Origin of the sequence: Streptomyces sp. NPDC048604 (assembly GCF_043199435.1) — a bacterium.
Lineage (GTDB): Bacteria > Actinomycetota > Actinomycetes > Streptomycetales > Streptomycetaceae > Streptomyces.
Window position 1 is genome coordinate 48441 of sequence record NZ_JBICVX010000013.1, and the last position, 17955, is coordinate 66395.

At 72.4% G+C, this 17955-nt stretch carries 15 protein-coding genes; 3 read left to right on the forward strand and 12 right to left on the reverse strand.

The window, feature by feature from the left end; genetic code table 11:
• Positions 1–13: 13 nt before the first annotated feature.
• The 3 genes from ACGFMM_RS25485 to ACGFMM_RS25495 form a co-directional block, all read right to left on the reverse strand.
• Entirely contained in the window at positions 14–1750 is a 1737-nt protein-coding gene (locus ACGFMM_RS25485) for a BCCT family transporter (RefSeq protein ID WP_393648749.1), read from the reverse strand.
• 82 nt (positions 1751–1832) lie between these two features.
• The gene (locus ACGFMM_RS25490; RefSeq protein WP_393648750.1) at positions 1833–3146 is read right to left on the reverse strand and encodes a M14 family metallocarboxypeptidase; all 1314 of its coding nucleotides are present in this window, start codon (positions 3144–3146) and stop codon (positions 1833–1835) included.
• Positions 3143–5149: a Xaa-Pro dipeptidyl-peptidase gene (locus tag ACGFMM_RS25495; protein ID WP_393648751.1), complete on the reverse strand. Its 2007-nt coding sequence runs from the start codon at positions 5147–5149 to the stop codon at positions 3143–3145. Before ACGFMM_RS25495 ends, ACGFMM_RS25490 begins: the two co-directional genes overlap by 4 nt.
• 196 nt (positions 5150–5345) lie before the next feature.
• Here ACGFMM_RS25495 and ACGFMM_RS25500 point away from each other — a divergent pair, with 196 nt between their 5' ends.
• Positions 5346–6881 carry a M1 family metallopeptidase gene (locus tag ACGFMM_RS25500; protein ID WP_393648752.1) on the forward strand — a complete coding sequence of 512 codons (1536 nt, stop codon included), beginning with the start codon at positions 5346–5348 and terminating at the stop codon, positions 6879–6881.
• A gap of 48 nt (positions 6882–6929) precedes the next feature.
• On the opposite strand, the gene ACGFMM_RS25505 is transcribed toward ACGFMM_RS25500, so the two are convergent.
• On the reverse strand, positions 6930–7844 hold the full coding sequence (locus ACGFMM_RS25505; protein WP_393648753.1) for an oxygenase MpaB family protein: 915 nt from the start codon (positions 7842–7844) through the stop codon (positions 6930–6932).
• Between the two features lie 122 nt (positions 7845–7966).
• Positions 7967–8455 (reverse strand): hypothetical protein, encoded by a 489-nt coding sequence (locus ACGFMM_RS25510; protein WP_393648754.1) that lies wholly within the window; start codon positions 8453–8455, stop codon positions 7967–7969.
• Between the two features lie 188 nt (positions 8456–8643).
• On the opposite strand from ACGFMM_RS25510, the gene sph reads away from it, so the two are divergent.
• On the forward strand, positions 8644–9669 hold the full coding sequence (gene sph / locus ACGFMM_RS25515) for a sphingomyelin phosphodiesterase (protein ID WP_393648755.1): 1026 nt from the start codon (positions 8644–8646) through the stop codon (positions 9667–9669).
• A gap of 93 nt (positions 9670–9762) precedes the next feature.
• On the opposite strand, the gene ACGFMM_RS25520 is transcribed toward sph, so the two are convergent.
• From ACGFMM_RS25520 to ACGFMM_RS25530, 3 genes are all read right to left on the reverse strand, one after another.
• A complete protein-coding gene (locus tag ACGFMM_RS25520; RefSeq protein ID WP_393648756.1) occupies positions 9763–10239 on the reverse strand; it encodes a hypothetical protein in 477 nt (158 codons plus the stop codon).
• An 81-nt stretch (positions 10240–10320) separates the two neighbouring features.
• A complete protein-coding gene (locus ACGFMM_RS25525) occupies positions 10321–10803 on the reverse strand; it encodes a macro domain-containing protein (protein ID WP_393648757.1) in 483 nt (160 codons plus the stop codon).
• Complete coding sequence (locus ACGFMM_RS25530) at positions 10800–12137, reverse strand: DUF4241 domain-containing protein (protein WP_393648758.1); 1338 nt, start codon at positions 12135–12137, stop codon at positions 10800–10802. The genes ACGFMM_RS25525 and ACGFMM_RS25530 overlap by 4 nt, the downstream gene beginning before the upstream one ends.
• 151 nt (positions 12138–12288) lie before the next feature.
• Here ACGFMM_RS25530 and ACGFMM_RS25535 point away from each other — a divergent pair, with 151 nt between their 5' ends.
• Positions 12289–13050 carry a MerR family transcriptional regulator gene (locus ACGFMM_RS25535; RefSeq protein WP_393648759.1) on the forward strand — a complete coding sequence of 254 codons (762 nt, stop codon included), beginning with the start codon at positions 12289–12291 and terminating at the stop codon, positions 13048–13050.
• 13 nt (positions 13051–13063) lie between these two features.
• On the opposite strand, the gene ACGFMM_RS25540 is transcribed toward ACGFMM_RS25535, so the two are convergent.
• The 4 genes from ACGFMM_RS25540 to ACGFMM_RS25555 all read right to left on the reverse strand — a co-directional run bounded on the left by ACGFMM_RS25540 (position 13064) and on the right by ACGFMM_RS25555 (position 17905).
• Positions 13064–13936: a hypothetical protein gene (locus ACGFMM_RS25540; RefSeq protein WP_393648760.1), complete on the reverse strand. Its 873-nt coding sequence runs from the start codon at positions 13934–13936 to the stop codon at positions 13064–13066.
• Positions 13933–14298: a hypothetical protein gene (locus ACGFMM_RS25545; protein WP_393648761.1), complete on the reverse strand. Its 366-nt coding sequence runs from the start codon at positions 14296–14298 to the stop codon at positions 13933–13935. Before ACGFMM_RS25545 ends, ACGFMM_RS25540 begins: the two co-directional genes overlap by 4 nt.
• 176 nt (positions 14299–14474) lie before the next feature.
• Entirely contained in the window at positions 14475–16649 is a 2175-nt protein-coding gene (locus ACGFMM_RS25550) for a 3-hydroxyacyl-CoA dehydrogenase NAD-binding domain-containing protein (RefSeq protein WP_393648762.1), read from the reverse strand.
• 41 nt (positions 16650–16690) lie between these two features.
• Positions 16691–17905, reverse strand: a complete 1215-nt coding sequence (locus tag ACGFMM_RS25555; protein WP_393648763.1) for an acetyl-CoA C-acetyltransferase — start codon at positions 17903–17905, stop codon at positions 16691–16693.
• Positions 17906–17955 lie beyond the last annotated feature (50 nt).

Genomic DNA, 17955 nt, shown 5'->3' on the forward strand with positions numbered 1-17955 from the left:
CAGAGCGTTCACTTTAGCGGTCACCGTCCGGCCCGCCCGCCCCGTCCGGCGTGCCCGGTCCGATGCGCAGTTCGAAGTCGCCGTCGTACCGCTCGTGTCCGGCGATCACCGCCAGCTCCACGACCTCCACGCCGACCTCGCCCCGGACGATCAGCGGGTCCCTGCGCAGGTCCCGCATCAACGCCACGCACATGCCGAGCATCACGAGGCCGAACGGCGCGGCGACGAGGATCGTCAGGTTCTGCAGTCCGGCCAGCGCGTCGCCCTGCCCGTTGCCGATGAGCAGCATGATCGCGGCCACCGCGCCCGTCACGACGCCCCAGAACACGACCACCGGCCGGGTCGGCTCGAAGGTGCCGCGCTGCGACAGGGTGCCCATGACGATGGACGCCGCGTCCGCCCCGGAGACGAAGAAGATCCCGACGAGCACCATCACCAGAATGCTCATCAGGGTCGGGATGGGGAACTCCTGGAGCAGGCCGAAGAGTTGGCCCTCGGGGGTGTCCTCCTGCGGCAGCGCCCCGCGCTCCTGCAGCTTCATCGCCGTGCCGCCGAAGACGGCGAACCAGACGAGGCTGACCGCGCTCGGCACGAGGATCACCCCGCCGACGAACTGGCGGATCGTCCGGCCACGGCTGATCCTCGCGATGAACATGCCGACGAACGGCGTCCAGGAGATCCACCAGGCCCAGTAGAAGACCGTCCAACTGCCCAGCCAGTCGGCCACGTTCTCGCCGCCCGCCGCCTCCGTCCGGCCGGCCAGCTGCGGCAGGTCGCTCAGATACGCGCCGAGCGAGGTGGGCAGCAGGTCGAGCACGACGATGGTCGGCCCGGCGACGAACACGAAGACGGTGAGCACCACCGCGAGGACCATGTTGGTGTTGGAGAGCCACTGGATGCCCTTCTCCACTCCGGATACCGCGGAGAGCACGAAGGCCACCGTCAGCGCGGCGATGATGCCGACGAGCAGCCCGGTGCTCACCTTCTCCATCCAGCCGAGCTCCTGGAATCCGCTGCCGATCTGCAGCGCGCCGAGCCCGAGCGAGGCGGCGGAGCCGAAGAGGGTGGCGAAGATGGCCAGGATGTCGATGATCCGGCCGCCCGCCCCGTACGCGTGCCGCTTGCCGATCAGCGGGACGAACACGGCGCTGATGGTCTGCCGGCGGCGGCGCCGGAAGGTGGAGTACGCGATGGCCAGGCCCACCACCGCGTAGATCGCCCACGGGTGCAGCGTCCAGTGGAACAGCGTGGTCGCCATGGCGATCTGCATCCGCTCGGCCGAGTCCGCGGGGTGGGTGCCGGGCGGCGGGGTGCCGTAGTGCGCGAGCGGTTCGCTCACCCCGTAGAACATCAGGCCGATGCCCATGCCGGCGCTGAACATCATGGCGATCCAGGAGATCGTCCGGAACTCGGGCCCCTCGCGCTCCTGGCCGAGGGTGATCCGGCCGTACCGGCTGATCGCCAGCCACAGGGCGAAGACCACGAAGCCGGAGGCGGCGAGCATGAACGCCCAGCCGCCGTTGTGGATCAGGCCGGTGAGCAGCGTGCTGGAGACGTCCTCCAGGCTGTCGGTGGCGACCGCACCCCACAGGACGAACGCGACGGTGAGCACCGCGGTGACCCCGAACACGATCCAGTCGGTGGGGGCGCGGTGATGGTGCTCGGGGCCGGCGGGGAGGTCGGCCGTCACCGGCAGTCCTCCCCGCCCGCCCTCCCGGGACCTGTCCGGTCCCGGCTGATCGTGCGTCACGAGGGCACCTTTCGCTGGGGTTGCGAGGCGCGGAATTTCGCGCTCCGTAACGCCTAGCACATGCGGTGCCCGACTCCCGGGATCAACAGGCGTTGACGGCTTGCCCCGTTGTGATCCGGTATGCCGCCCGCTCGTCGAGCAGCAGCGACACGAGCGCCCGTTGCGACTGCCTCATGGGTACGTACGCTCCGTCACCGGCGGCCCGGACCGTGACGCCGTGCAGCGCCAGCTCGTCGCCGAACTGCGCGTACTGCGCGGCGTCGAGCCGGTAGCCGCAGGGGGGGTCCGGCAGGATCTCGCCGGGTTCCGCGGGGTCGTTGTCGGCCCCGCCGAGGTGGACCGGGCCCCGGTCGGCGAAGCCGGCCCGGCGGGCGGCGGAGGTCGCAGCCTCGATCGCGCCGCGCCGCTCGTCCACGTACGTGAACGCGCCGTCGAGGGCGGTGAGCTGACTGTCGACCCGGCGGCGGTGGTTGAGCGCCGGGTCGGCCCGCTCCGCCTCGGTCAGGGGTTCGACCCGGGTCTCCACGAGCAGCCCCACGGCGTGTTTGATCCCGGCGGTGTTACGAAGGATGCGCTCCTGACCGTCGCCGGCGACCTGCTTGATCGTCTCCCCGGTGTGGGGATCGGTCCACAGGCCGTAGATGCCGGTGCTGTACCCGGCCGCGCCGGCGGCGGGGCGCACGTACCGCTCGGAGAGGGCGCTCGCCTCGCTGTGCACGTCCGGGGCGGTGTTGAGGTTGCGCGGCCAGAGGGCGAGCAGGTCCTTGTCGTAGTACGGCGAGGTGCCGCCGTACTCGTGCAGGTCGTAGATCACGTCCGGGCGGCGGTCGCGGATCACGGCGGCGAGGGCGCGGCCCTCGGCGGTCCTGAGGGCGATGTGGTCGCGGTTGACGTCGACGCCGTCGGCGTTGCCGCGGGTGTCGGCGGCCCGGCCGTCCGGGTTGGCGGTGGGGACGACGAGGACGGTGGTACGGGCGAGGAAGCGCCGGGTCGCGGTGTCGGTGGCGTACGCGAGGTCGCGCACGGTGGTGAGACAGGCCTCGCGCCCCGACGGCTCGTCGCCGTGCTGGCTGCAGATCAGCAGCACGGTGTTCGCGGTGCCGCCGTGTCCGACGGTGACGAGCCGGAGCGGCCGGCCCTGGCCGGTGGTCCCGATGGTGCGGGCGGAGACGCGGTCGCTGCCGCGGTCGACAGCGGCGAGGAAGTCCCCTTCCTCGGCCTGTGTGGTCCAGCGCGCGCCCCCGCTGGTCTCGAAACCGGTGCGCGGCGGCGCGTCGGCCGCCTGCGCGGGCGCGTTGAGCAACGAGCCGCCGAGCGCGGCGACGGTCGCCGCGAGCAGGAGGGTACGGACGGTGCGGGTACGGGCCGTACGGGTACGGGCGTCGCGGGAGGTCATCGGGCGGCCCCTTCCGGGAGCGGGCGGGTGGCGCGCGGGCCGGCGACACCGTGCAGGAGCGGTGCGTCGGGGGTCGCGCGGGCTGCGGACGGGGCGCCGGCCGTCGCCGCCGCGAACGCCTCGGCCCCGCCGACCAGCGGCAGCCGGGCGGAGCTGCGGGCGAGGTCGAGGGTGACAGTCGGCGTGGTCGACGGAGGGTCGAGCAGGTCCCGGTCCGTGCCGCCGATGATCAGGGCGAGGCGGTGGCCGGCCGGGACGACGTGGTCGGTGGAGGCCAGCCTGAGGGTGAACGGGTACGCCCGTCCGGGCGTCAGCGGGCGCTCCGCACGCGGATCGGCCCAGGTGCCGAGGTCGGCCCAGCCGCGCGAGACGACGGTGTACTGGACGTTCGCGGTGCGGGCGCGGGTCTCCTTGAAGCAGGCGCTGTCGCCTGCGGTGCTCGCGCCCCAGCAGGTGCGCTCGGCGAGGGTGCTGATGCCCTCGCCGGGCGCCGCGTAGTCGCGGATGGTGTCGGGGCCGAGGTCGACGAGGACGGCCGACAGGTGCGCGCTGGTCGTGCTGGGCGTGGCGGTGACGGTGACCGTCGACGGGCCGGACAGGCGCAGTTCGCGGCGGAGCGGCACGGTGACGAAGCCGGCCTTGGCCGGGGTCGGCCGGTCGATCGCGGCGGCCCAGTCGGTCTCGCCGAGCGCCGGGTCGTCGGTGAAGGTCTCGGTCGCGCCGGCCGGAGCCCGGCCGGCGGTCAGCGTGCCGACGCCGGGCGCGGCGCCCGTGCCGGGGCGCAGGGTGGTCGGGGCGGCGGCACGCGGCGGCCAGACGCGGTCGGTGGACCAGCGGTCGGGGACGCGTTCGACGTCGGCCATGGGCTCGCGGTCGATGCCGTTGTCGTAGCCGAGCAGGTAGTGGTCGAACCAGCGGTGCAGGGTGCGGACCCAGTCCGCGCGGCGGAAGTCGAAGGGGTCGACGTGGCCGGTCTGGGAGAGCCAGATCTTGCGCTCGACGCCGCGGGCGGCGAGGGCGTCCCACCACTGGCCGAACTGGTTGGCGCGGACGTTGAGGTCCTGCTGTCCGTGCACCACGAAGACGCTGGCCTTCACCCGGGAGGCGTCGGGGACGTGGTTCCGCTCGCCCCAGGCGGGAGTCCAGTCGCCGCTGTACGGAGTCCCGGCGGTGATCCGCTCCTGGACGGCGCCGCAACGGCCGTGCGCCTCGGGGCTGTTGACGTAGTCGGAGAGCCAGCTCGGGTTGGCGTTGTAGAGCGGCGCGCCCTGGGAGTGGAAGTAGTCGTACCAGGACGAGATCGCGCCGATCGGCACGATGGTCTTCAGGCCCTCGACTCCGGTGGCGGCGACCCCGTTGGCGATCGTGCCGTCCCAGCTCTTGCCGATCATGCCGACGTCGCCGGTGGACCAGCCGGTGGCGCGGGCGCGTTCGCCGCCGGTGCGGGTGGTGTAGCCGCGGGCCCGCCCGTTCAGCCAGTCGACGACGGCCTTGGCGGACCGGACGTCGGAGCGGCCGCCGACGTCGTCGCAGCCGTCGGAGCGGCTGGTCCCGGCCAGATCGACGGCGACGAAGGCGTACCCGCGCGGCACGAAGTAGTTGTCGTAGTACAGCGGGAACCGGACAGGGTTGCCGTCCGGGTCGTACGTCTTCTTCTGGCTCTCGTTGCCGCGGCCGCAGCAGGAGTAGTACGGGCTGGCGTCCATGACGACCGGGATCTTCCGCCCGGCCGCGGCGGGTTCGCGGGGCCGGACGATGTCGACGGCGACCCGGTCGGTGCGGCCGTCGCGGTCGCCGTCGAGACCGGTGTCCACCCACACGGACTCGCGGACGGCCCGGTCGTACGAGTGGACGGGCTGCGACTCGCGGGCCGCCGGGGCGTCGGCGGTGGCCCGGGCCGCGCCGGAGGGCACGACGAGGGAGGTCAGCAGGGCTGCGGCGGTCGCCGCGAGAGTGATGCGCGAGGTACGAGCGCCACGGGTTCTCCGTACACGTATCGGCATGGCCACGGAACGTACCCCGGGTGGCTGCCGAGCAAAAGAGTGCGGTCATGAGCCGTTCGGCAACGGGTGGTTCATGTCGGCCGAATGGCGATCGTGTGACGGGTGTGCCTGTGGACATGACGCCCCGACTGGCCCCTGAATAGTGTCGATAAGGACTGACGACCACTCACACGTCTTACAAGAAAGGTGCTCTGGCGTGCATCGCAGATTTGTCGTTCCGAGCGCTCTCGCGGCCTCCGTCCTGCTGGCGATCCCGGCTTCGGCGGCCGGCTACGGCCCCGGCGCCCCGGGCATCGGGGACCCGTACTATCCGGCGAGCGGGAACGGGGGATACGACGTGTCCCACTACGACCTGCGGCTCAAGTACCAGCCGGCGACGGACCTGTTGGAGGGCACGGCGACCATCGTCGCCACCGCCACGCAGAACCTCTCCCGGTTCAACCTCGACCTCGGACTGCGCGCGAGCGAGGTCCGGGTGAACGGCCGGAAGGCCGCCTTCACCGCCTCGGGCGACCATGAGCTGGAGGTCTCCCCGACGTCCCCGCTCGCGAAGAACGCCCCGGTCACCGTGGTCGTGCGGTACGCCGGCAAGCCCTCCGAGCTGAAGATCGGCGGCTGGACGGCCTGGCACCGCACCCCCGACGGCGGCGTCGCCGCGCAGGAGCCGGACTCCGCGGTCTGGTGGTTCCCGTCCAACGACCACCCGCGCGACAAGGCCACCTTCGACATCTCCGTCTCCGTCCCGGACGGCACCCAGGCCATCAGCAACGGCGTGCTCCTGTCCCAGTCCTCGCGGCTCGGCTGGACGCGCTACAACTGGCGCTCCAACAAGCCCCAGGCGACCTATCTGGCCACCCTCGCCGTCGGCAAGTTCGACATCACGACCGACAAGACGGCCGGCGGCCTGCCGGTGCTCAACGCGTACAGCAAGGACCTCGGCGACAACGCGGGCGCCGCGCGCGCCTCGATCGAGCGCACCACCGAGGTCGCGGAGTGGCTGGAGGAGGTCTTCGGACCGTACCCGTTCAACGCGCTGGGCGGGTACGTGCCCAACGTGACCAGCGGTTACGCCCTGGAGACGCAGACCCGGCCGTTCTACAGCCCCCGGCAGTTCGCCAACGGGGCCAACGTGTCCGTCGTCGTCCACGAGCTGGCGCACCAGTGGTACGGCGACAGCGTCTCGGTGGACGGCTGGAAGGACATCTGGGTCAACGAGGGCTTCGCCCGGTACAGCCAGTGGCTCTGGTCCGAGAAGGAGGGCGAGGGCACGGCGCAGGAACTGGCCGACTACGCGTACGGGGCGCGCGCCGCTGACGACCCGTTCTGGACGGTGAAGCCGGGCGACCCGGGCCCGGACAACCAGTTCCACGGCGCGGTGTACGACCGGGGCGCGCTGGCCCTGCAGGCGCTGCGCAACGAGATCGGCGACGAGGACTTCTTCGCGATCCTCAAGGGCTGGCCGACGGAGCGGGCCTACGGCAACGCGAAGGTCGGCGACTTCGTCGCGTACGCGGAGCGGGTCTCGGGCCGGCCGCTCGCGGAGCTCTTCGACACCTGGCTGTACCAGCCTGTGAAGCCGGCGGCGGGCACGGGCGGCATCGGCGCGACGCAGCCCCAGGCCCGGACGGCGGGCGCGCAGGAGGGGTCCTCGAAGCCGGCGCAGCCGAAGTCGTGGAAGAAGATCGCGGCGACGGACGGCGTCCACGACCACGGCCGCGACCACGGGCACTGAGCCGCCCGCGCCGGACCGGCGGCCCCGTACGGCGCCGGTCCGGCGTGCTCAGCTCGCGCGGCGCGCTCGGCTCGCCCCGCGCCTGGCCGTCCGGCGGGCCTCCCGCCGGGCGCGCCGGGCGAGCGGCAGATAGCGCAGCCGCTCGGGCAGGACGGGCACGACGGCGCGGACGACGCGGGCGAAGCGGCGCAGCGTCCGCTCCTGCGCGTCGGTCCACTCCAGGCCGATCGCGGCCCGCGCCTCGGGCGGCATCAGGCCGACGGTGAGAAAGGCCCGCAGCCGCAGGAAGCGGGGCAGGATCACCGGCCACAGGAGCCGGAGCAGCAGGCGTAGCGCCCGGGGCCCGTAATCGGGCGCCGGCAGCCGCGCGTCCGTGGCGATCAGTTCGCGGACGACGGTGTTGGCCTCCAGGTCCTCGTCGAGGACCCGGCGGTAGTACGGCCAGAAATCCTCGACCGTCTGCGGCATGTCCCGGTCGTGGATGCCGAGGATCCGGCCGACCTGGAGCCACTCGGCGTACAGCTGCCGTTCCTGGGCCTCGGTGAGGGGCCGGGCGAGCAGGCTCAGGCCGTGGCGGTAGACGGGGAAGCCGGTGGCGTGGACCCAGGAGTAGTACGCCGGGGTGAGCGCGTGGTAGGCGCGGCCGTGGGCGTCGGTGCCCTGGATCCCGCGGTGCAGCCGCCGCAGCCGGCGGCCCTCCTCGGCGGCGGCCGGGCCGCCGTACACCCAGAGCTGGAGGGAGCGCAGGGAGCGCTCGCCGCGGCCCCAGGGGTCGGTGCGGAAGACGGAGTGGTCGTCCACACCGGCGCCCACGGCGGGGTGGGCGACCTGGAGGGTCAGGGCGGCGGGGAGCATCAGCAGGGCGCGGACGTCGCCGGCGACGGTCCACAGGACGCCGCCGGGCGGGGGCGGCGCGGGGTCTGTGGCGCGGTGCGCCGGGACGGTGGTGTCGCTGCTGGTCATCGGTTCGTTCCCGGGCCGGTCGGAGGTTCCCCTGCTTCAGGCTGCCACATGCCGGGAGGGGGCGGGGGCCCGTGGCCCCCGCCCCCTCCCGGTGCGGTGCGTGTCTCGCGTGCGGCGTGGTGTCAGGAGCGCTCGGCGCCGACCGGCTCGCCGACGATGCGGCCGGCCAGGGTGTGGGCCCAGGCGTCGACCTCGGAGTTCAGCTCGCGCTCGGCGGCCTCGCGCTCGACGGCGATGCGCTCGTGGCCGGCGGCCAGGATGGCGTCGCGCTCGCGGGCGCCGTCCTCGCGGGCGGCCGCGATGGCGGCGGCGCCCTCCTCCTGGGCCTTCGAGCGGATACGGGCGGCCTCGTGGCGGGCCTCGGCGAGCTCGGCCTCGTACTGGGCGCGGACGTCGGCGGCCTCGGTGCGCAGGTCGTCGGCGTGCGCGTTGCCGCCGTCGATGGCCTTCTCACGCTCGGCAATCGTCTTGCTGATCTTCGGCAGGATGGCCTTCGCCAGGAGGATGAAGGTCAGGCCGAACAGCACGACACCGAGGATCAGCTCCACGGTGACGGGGTTGAGCGGACCGAGGTCCATGTCGAAGATCGTCGAGTTCTGCGCGAGGGTCATGCGCGGCATCTTACCCGCTCGTTTCCGGGGCTCCGCCACGGCCTCCATGGAGGGTCCGAGGGGAGGTGGGGAGGGCCCCCGGGGCGGCGGCGGGGAGGACTCTACGCGCAGAGTTGTCGTGTTCGTGGCAGTTCCGCAAGATTCCCGCCGTCCGACGGCTACCGGAAGGTAACTACGGCTGATTTGATATGCCGCGCCGAACCGAAACCCCCCACAAACTCACGGGAGTCCACGTGTCGCACACCCCGCTCCGCAGCATCCCCGGCGCAGCAGTCTCCCTCGCGGTCGCGGCCGCCACCCTCGGCGCCACGGCCCCCACCGCCACGGCCGCCGAGACGCCGAGCCTGAAGGTGCTCACGTACAACGCGTTCCTGTTCAGCAAGTCCCTGTACCCGAACTGGGGCCAGGACCACCGGGCCGCCGCCATACCGGCCGCGTCCTTCTTCCGGGGCAACGACGTCGTCGTGCTCCAGGAGGCCTTCGACAACTCCTCCTCGGAGGCCCTGAAGTCCAAGGCCGCGGGTCAGTACCCCCACCAGACCCCGGTCATGGGCCGCAGCAAGACCGGCTGGGACGCCACCAGCGGCGCGTACTCCGCCACCACGCCGGAGGACGGCGGCGTGACGATCCTCAGCAAGTGGCCGATCGTCCGCAAGGAGCAGTACGTCTACAAGGACGCGTGCGGCGGCGACTGGTTCTCCAACAAGGGCTTCGTCTACACGGTGCTCGACGTCAACGGCACCAAGGTGCACGTCGTCGGCACCCACGCGCAGTCCACCGACCCGGGCTGCTCGGCGGGCGAGGCGGCGCAGATGCGCAGCCGCCAGTTCAAGGCGATGGACGCGTTCCTGGACGCCAAGAACATCCCTGCGAACGAGCAGGTCATCGTCGCCGGCGACATGAACGTCGACTCCCACACCTCGGAGTACGACTCGATGCTCGCCGACGCCGGTCTGGCCGGCGAGGACGCCCGCACCGGTCACCCCTACTCCTTCGACACGGCGGAGAACTCGATCGCGTCGGACCGCTACCCGACGGACCCGCGCGAGGACCTCGACTACGTGCTGCACCGCGCGGGCCACGTCCGCCCGGCCGGCTGGACCAACAACGTGATCGCCGAGAGCACCACGCCGTGGACGGTCTGGAGCTGGGGCAAGGCGTACACGTACGACAACCTGAGCGACCACTACCCGGTCGTGGCGTCCGGTCGCTGACCCTCGCCGCGGCACGCAGAGGGCCGGGACCCGTGCGGGGTCCCGGCCCTTCGCCGTGCCCGGGCGCGGGCCGGGCGCGCGGCCCGGCCGGCGTCAGTAGCGGCCGTACATGGAGTACACGTACAGGCCGATGATCCCGGCGGTGCACAGGAGCACCACCCAGGAGCCGAAACCGGTGTGCCGACTCTTCGCCGGGCGGGGCGCCCGGGGCCGGCGCTCGCGCCCGCTGCGCGACGGCGGCTCGGCGGCGCGGCCGCCGTACGTGCGGTGCTCGTCGGCGGCGGCGGTGACGTCGGCCAGCAGGCGCCGGCAGACCGCCGCCAGCTCCGCGGTGGACGCGGTCAGGTCGACGACGACCTCGGACCGGGCCGGGGCCGTCGTGCCGCCGTCCAGGATGCGTCCGGCGCGCAGCAGCGCGCGGTCCTTGCCTCCGGTGGGCGCCAGGCTGATCCACCGGCGGACGTGCTCGCCGCGGATCACGACGCCGCCGCCGCGTTCCCGGTAGACCGTGTGCTCCCGCCACAGAAGACCGGCCAACTCCCCCGCGGTCTCCTTGAGTTGCGCGTACATACCCCTCCTCGTGCCCGTCCCCCGAATTCGAACAGGCACGTGACTCTAGCGGCCGCCGCAGACAGCGGGACGCCGGGGCCTTCAGTCGCCGTAGTCGTACACGGTCACGGGTATCCCCCTGGCGACCAGCCGCTCCTCGATGAGCGGCTCGACCCGGGACCACTTCCCGCCGGCCAGCCCGCAGCCGATGCGCGGCATGTGCACGGACGCGCCCAGCTCCACCGCCTTGTCGGCGAGCGCGCCGAGCGCGGTGTCGATCGCCTCGTACCGCACCGGGACCCCCGTGCTCCGCCCCGTACGTATCCCCCGCTGCCCGACCATGTTGGCCACCCAGAGGTACGGCCCCACCTGCACGAACTGCGCCGCCCCCAGCCCGAAGCCGTTCCGCGCCCGCTCCCGGTGCCAGCGCCGGAATGCCGCCTCCGGTTCCGGCCAGCGCCGCGAGAGCGCCAGCACGAAGCCCTTTCCCCAGCCGCCCAGGTCGTTGCAGACATGCGCGATGATCTTGACGCCCTTGCCCTGCGGCGCGCTGGCGTCCCCGCGCACGTACATGATCCCCGTCATGGTGCCGGCGCCGCCTCCGCACCGCCGGCAATGCCGTCCGGCAACACCGTCGGCATCCCGTCCACCAGCACCACCACCTCGGCCACGTCTCCGTCCGCGGAGCGCCCCACCCACACGGGGTACGTACCGTCGCCGGTCGTCGCGAAGGCGACCAGTTCGCCGCCCGAGGCCTCGTCCCGGGTACGCAGGATGTACATGGAGTCGGGGATGTCCTCCCCGACACCCGGCTCCCCATGGACAAGGTGCCGCTCGAAGAGCCGGTGGACGGACTCCCAGGCCCCGGCATCGGCGAAGCAGCCGGTCGCACCGTCGGTACTGAAGCCGAAGATCTCGCTCTCCCCGAGCAGCCGGGGGTCGTCGTCCGGCCCGAGACCCATCCCCCACGACGCAACAGGGGTCTCGCCGACGCGCAGTCGAACCGCCGTGGTGTCCGTACGCGTCACCCAGCCCTGGCTCCACTCACAGTCGTACCCGACGCGGACCAGCGCTTCTTCGAGCACGTACTCCCCCGGCGGGACAGGGACGGTGATCGCGGGCCCTTCGTCGCCGGGGTTGTCCGGTCCGGATATGGCCAGCAGGCCGCTGGGCACACGCAGGGTCCCGGTCCGGCGCGGCTCCAGGACGGTCATCTCGGAGTGGTACCCGTCGGTCACCCGTGTCCTGGGCCGAAACAGCGCGTCGAGCGGCCCAGGCTGCGCGGGTCGGGGCGGTCGCCAACAGGTGGCAGGGATGACTGACTCGTCGTCGGACGCGTCCGCAGCCTCTGTGCCGGAGACAAGTGCCGCAGCCTGGAGCGCCACCGGCCCCGGCAGCTTTCGCCCGTGGGCGGAGACCAGCGGCCAGTCCTCGAACTCGGGGCGGACCTGCCACCGCTGTACATCCGCACCGGGCACCGTGGTATGCATCGGCCCGCGCGCGCCTCGGGGCTCCTGGGTGATCCTGCCCTTGCCGTCGGGGAACAGTTCCATGGACGAGCGGGGGCACTCCTCGTCGAACTCCGGCATGTCCGGCCCTGTGTACTGCCACGTGCGCGTACGACGGCTGAGCAGCCGGCTCCGATCGTCCAGCAGCCTCAGGTCCAGCTCGGCGGTGCGGCGGCCGTGGTCGTCGTAGAGCCACAGGCCGACGTAGTGGTCCCGCCAGGAGACCAGCCGGACCTCCAGCGGAACCTCCCGCCCCGGGATCCGGTACACCACGACGTACGGCAGCCCCGCAACATCCCGCTCCCGCGCCGCCTCCGCGGTCACGAGCCGCCACGGTGCGCGGGCCTCCAGATCCCATGCCAGGGCGTACGCCACCTCGACGACCGACCCCGGTCCCTGATCCCCACCCATACGGCCACCGCCCGCTCTGCCCGAACACTTGACGATCACAGTAGGCACCGCCACTGACAACGGCCTACACACTTCTCCTCATCCTCTGGAACAGTAATGATGAGACAGCAATACTGTTCCACCCAGGCATACGGAGAGCGAGGCACCTCAGATGGCTACCGGGAACACGGCGACCGGGACCGAGGGGCAGGCGTCGTCGCCGACGTACACCGTCGACGAGCTGGCCGCGCGGGCCGGGGTGACCGTGCGGACCGTGCGGTTCTACGGGACCCGCGGGCTGCTGCCGCCGCCGGTCATCGGGCCGCGGCGGGTGGGGCACTACGGGCCGGAGCACCTGTCCCGGCTCGCGCTGATCGAGGAGCTCCAGCAGCGCGGGATGACGCTGGCCGCGATCGAACGGTATCTGGAGCAGTTGCCGCCGGACCTGAGCGTCCAGGATCTGGCCATCCACCGTGCCCTGGTGGCCTCGTGGGCGCCCGAGTCGGCGGAGTCCGTCGACCGTCCGGAGCTGGAGCGGCGGGCGGGGCGGCCGTTGTCCGATGCGGACGTGGACCGGCTCGCCGCGATGGGCGTCCTCGACCGCGGCGCCGAGCCGGGCGTGTACCGGCTGGACGGCACGCTGCTCCGGCTCGGCGTCGAACTGCTCGACGTGCCCATCCCGCACGAGACGATCCTCGCCTCCCGCACGGTCCTCCTGGACCACGCCCGGCAGGCCGCCCAGGAGCTATCGCGGCTGTTCCGCGAGGAGGTGTGGAACCCGTACCGGGAGCGGGAGGGCGACCCGGACCATGTGGCGGCGATGAAGTCCCTCTCCGCGCACATGCAGCCCATCGTCATACAGGCCCTGGTGACTGCGTTCCAGCGATCGCTGCGGGAGGAACTGCGGTCGGCGTTCGGGGAGGACGTGTCCTGAGCGGCGGGGCCGGTCAGTCGAGCGGCTTCGGCTGGGTGCCGGGCGTCAGGCCGACCCAGACGGCGTCGCTCTCCCGGATCACGTAGATCGTGTCCCGCTGCACGTTCCAGTCCAGCGGCACCACGTGGTACCGGCCGTCGCGTTCCAGGAGCAGCCGCAGCCCTGTGTACCGGTAGCGGTGGAGCAGCCCTTCCGGCAGGGTCCGTACCTTGACCTTGCCGGACGGGAACGCCAGCGGATTCCGGCTGAGCACGACCACCCCCGTCCAGTCGACGACATGGCGGGCGCGCGCCGCCGCGTCCCGCTCGGCCGTCTGCACCGTGAGCTGGGTCAGCCCCCAGAAACCGAAGAGCCCCGCCGCGAAGACCGGCAGGGCCCGGCGACGGAAGCCCTCCGGCCGTCGGCCCTCGGCGTCCCGGAACTGGCCCAGGAGCAGCCCGGCCGCGACGATCATCGGCGCGACCCAGCCGTAGGGCTGGATCTCGGTCCACAGCGCCAGCAGCACCAGTCCGAGCACCACGACCGGCAGGCTCAGCCGGTGTGCCACGGCCTCGGCCCGTGAGGGCGCCGGCGGCCCCGTCCCGGCGGCGGTGCGGGGCCGCGCGCGCAGCCGCGGGGCCGCCACCAGCAGGACGAGCACCCCGGCCGCGACGAGCACCTCCAGCTTGAGCATGTGCAGGCTCTGGGTGACCAGTTCGCCGAAGCCGAGGTCGAGCGTGCTGAGCGAGAGGTGGAAGTACCCGTAGTACGTGCTGCTGTACATCGCGCCGAGGTAGAACATCAGGGCGGCGATGAACGTCCCCTGCGCGATCACGGCCTTCAGCAGCCCCATGGGGCTGCCCAGTTCGCCGGAGGGCGGTGGCTCGGGCTCCTGGCGCTCGGTCACGTGCCGTCGGCGGGCGGGGGCGGCTGGTCGGTCGGGCCGCCCGGGTTCCGGGGCGACGGCGGCGGGCTGAAGGTCGGGGCGGAGGTCGGGGGGCCCGGCGTCTTGTCGCCGCTCGCCGTCGGCGGGGGCTCCTCCGGCGGGACCGAGGGCGGACCGTTCGTCTGATTCTGCCGGCCGTACGGGTCCCCGGGCGGAGGCGCGGAGCTGGTCGTGACGGACGGCGACGGGGACGGAGGCGGCGACGACTCCGCCGGGTCCGCCTCGTCGGAGCCGCACCCCCCGAGCGCGGCCACCGCGAGGGCACCGAGCATGGCGACCAGCGCGACCCGCGTCCGGCGGGCCCGGCCCGCCCGCTTTCTCACTGCAGTGTCCTGCCGCATCCGACCTCCTTGATCGCCAGCGAGCGTAGAGGCCGGGCGGGCAAAGGGCCCGGAACCGCCGGTGCGGGTCCGGGCCCTCCGCCCGATCGGACGAGGCGGGCGGGGCCGGTCGGGCCTGCCGGGCCCGGTCAAGGCCCGGTCGTCGCCCGGTCGGCGGGTCAGTCCGTGAAGGTCTCGCCGCGCTCGGCCTTCGCCACCAGCAGCGCCGGCGGCAGGAAGCGCTCGCCGTACGTGTCGGCCAGCTCGCGGGCGCGGTCGACGAAGCCGGGGAGCCCTCCCTCGTAGCCGTTGATGTACTGCAGCACGCCGCCCGACCACGCCGGGAAGCCGATGCCCATGATGGAGCCGATGTTGGCGTCGGCGACCGAGGTGAGGACGCCCTCCTCCAGGCAGCGGACGGTGTCCAGCGCCTCCGAGAACAACATCCGCTCCTGCATGTCGCGGAACGGGAGCTCCGCCGCGTCCGGCTTGGCGAAGTGCTCGGCGAGGCCCGGCCACAGGCCGGTGCGCTTGCCGTTCTCGTCGTAGTCGTAGAAGCCGGCGCCGCCGCTGCGGCCGGTGCGGCCGAAGTCGTCGACCATCCGGTCGATGACGGCCTCCGCCGGGTGCTCCGGCCAGGTGCCGCCGGCCTCCTCGACCGCCTTGCGGCTCTCGTTGCGGATCTTGCGGGGCAGGGTCAGCGTCAGGTCGTCGAGCAGGGACAGGACCTTCGCCGGGTAGCCGGCCTGCGCCGCCGCCTGCTCGACCGACGCCGGGTTCGCGCCCTCGCCGACCATGGCCACGCCCTCGTTCATGAACTGGCCGATGACGCGGGAGGTGAAGAAGCCGCGCGAGTCGTTGACCACGATGGGGGTCTTGTTGATCTGCCGGACCAGGTCGAAGGCGCGGGCGAGTGCCTCGTCGCCGGTCCGCCCGCCCTTGATGATCTCGACCAGCGGCATCTTGTCGACCGGCGAGAAGAAGTGCAGGCCGATGAAGTCGGCCGGGCGGGACACGCCCTCGGCCAGCAGCGTGATCGGCAGCGTCGAGGTGTTGGAGCAGAGCAGCGCGTCCGGCTCGACGACGTCCTGGATCTCCTGGAAGACCTTGTGCTTGAGCTCCGGGTTCTCGAAGACCGCCTCGATCACCGCGTCGCAGCCGGCCACGTCCGCCGGGTCGCCGGTGGGGGTGATCAGCGCGAGCAGGGCGTCGGCCTTCTCCTGAGTGGTGCGGCCCCGGGAGACGGCCTTGGCGCACAGCTTCTCCGAGTACGCCTTGCCCTTGGCCGCCGCCTCGGCGCTGACGTCCTTGAGGACGACCTCGATGCCGGCGCGGGCGCAGGAGTACGCGATGCCGGCGCCCATCATGCCGGCGCCGAGGACGGCGACCTTGCGGACGGTGCGCGGCTCGACGCCCTTGGGGCGGCTGGCACCGGAGTTAACGGCCTGCAGGTCGAAGAAGAAGGCCTGGATCATGTTCTTCGCCGTCTGGCCGATGACCAGCTCGGTGAAGTAGCGGGACTCGATGGTCAGCGCGGTCTCGAAGTCGACCTGGGAACCCTCGACGGCCGCGGCGAGGATGTTGCGCGGGGCCGGGTACGGGGCGCCGTTGAGCTGCTTCTTGAGGTTCGCCGGGAAGGCGGGCAGGTTGGCGGCGAAGCGCGGGTTGGACGGGGTGCCACCGGGGATCTTGTAGCCGGGGACGTCCCAGGGCTGCTTCGACTCCGGGTTCGCGTCGATGAAGGCGCGGGCCTTGGCGAGCATCTCCTCGCGCGTGGCGGCCAGTTCGTGGACGAGGCCGTTCTCGAGGGCGCGCTTCGGGTTGTACTGGGTGCCCTGCAGCAGCACCTTGAGCAGCGCGTCGGTGATGCCCATGAGGCGCACGGTGCGGGCGACGCCGCCGCCGCCCGGGAGCAGCCCGAGGGTGACCTCGGGCAGGCCGATCTTGGAGCCGGGCGCGTCGAGGGCGATGCGGTGGTGGCTGGCCAGGGCGATCTCGTAACCGCCGCCGAGGGCCGCGCCGTTGATCGCGGCGACGACGGGCTTGCCGAGGGTCTCGATGCGGCGCAGCGAGCGCTTGATGCCGGTGCCGGCGTCGAAGATCTGCCGGGCGTCGTCCGGCCCGGCCTTGATCATGTCCTTGAGGTCGCCGCCGGCGAAGAAGGTCTTCTTGGCGGAGGTGTAGATGATGCCGCGGATCGAGTCCTGCTCGGCCTCGGCGCGGTCGGCGATCGCCGCGATGGAGTCCTTGAACGCCTGGTTCATGGTGTTCGCGGACTGGTCGGGGTCGTCGAGGACGAGGGTGACGATGCCGGTCTCGTCCTGTTCCCAGCGGATGGTGGTGCTCTCGGTCATTGGAATGTCTCCGGTAGAGAAGTTCGAGCAGGACGGGACGGTCAGACGCGTTCGACGATCGTGGCGATGCCCATGCCGCCGCCGACGCAGAGCGTGGCGAGGCCGTAGCGCTTGTCCTGGCGCTCCAGCTCGTCGATCAGGGTGCCGAGGATCATCGCGCCGGTGGCGCCGAGCGGGTGGCCCAGCGCGATCGCGCCGCCGTTGACGTTGACCTTGTCGAGGCTGATGCCCATGTCCTTGACGAAGCGCAGGACGACGCCGGCGAAGGCCTCGTTGATCTCGACCAGGTCGATGTCGTCCATGGTGAGCCCGGCCTTGGCGAGGACCTTGCGGGTCGCCGGGGCGGGGCCGGTGAGCATGATGGTCGGCTCGGAGCCGGAGACCGCGGCGGCGACGATCCGGGCGCGCGGGGTGAGCCCGTACCGCTCGCCGACCTCCTTCGAGCCGATGGCGACGAGGGAGGCGCCGTCGACGATGCCGGAGGAGTTGCCCGCGTGGTGGACGTGGTCGATCTTCTCGACCCAGTGGTACTTCTGCAGGGCGACCGCGTCGAAGCCGCCGAGCTCGCCGATGTCCGCGAAGGACGGCTTGAGCTTGGCGAGCGAGTCGGCGGTGGTGCCGGGGCGCATGAACTCGTCGTGGTCGAGGACGGTCAGGCCGCTGCGGTCGCGGACCGGGACGACGGAGCGGTCGAAGCGGCCGTCCTTCCAGGCCTCGGCGGCGCGCTCCTGGGAGAGGGCGGCGTACTCGTCGACGTCGCGCCGGGAGAAGCCCTCGATGGTGGCGATGAGGTCGGCGCCGATGCCCTGCGGGACGAAGTTGACGTTGAAGTTGGTCATCGGGTCGGCGAACCAGGCACCGCCGTCGGACGCCATCGGGACGCGGGACATGGACTCCACGCCGCCGGCGAGGACCAGGTCCTCCCAGCCGGAGCGGACCTTCATCGCGGCCATGTTGACGGCCTCGAGACCGGAGGCGCAGAAGCGGTTCTCCTGGACGCCGGCGACCGTGTCCGGGAGGCCGGCGGCGATGGCGGCGATGCGGGCGATGTCGGAGCCCTGGTCGCCGACCGGGCCGACGACGCCGAGGACGATGTCGTCGATCGCCGCCGGGTCGAGGTCCGGGAAGCGGCTGCGGATCTCGTCGATGAGGCCGACGACCAGGTCGATCGGCTTGGTGCCGTGCAGGGAGCCGGTGGCCTTGCCGCGGCCGCGCGGGGTGCGGATCGCGTCGTACACGTACGCTTCGGTGCTCACGGGACGCCTTTCGGGAGGCTTCAGAGGGTGGACGGGGAGGAGTGCGGGCC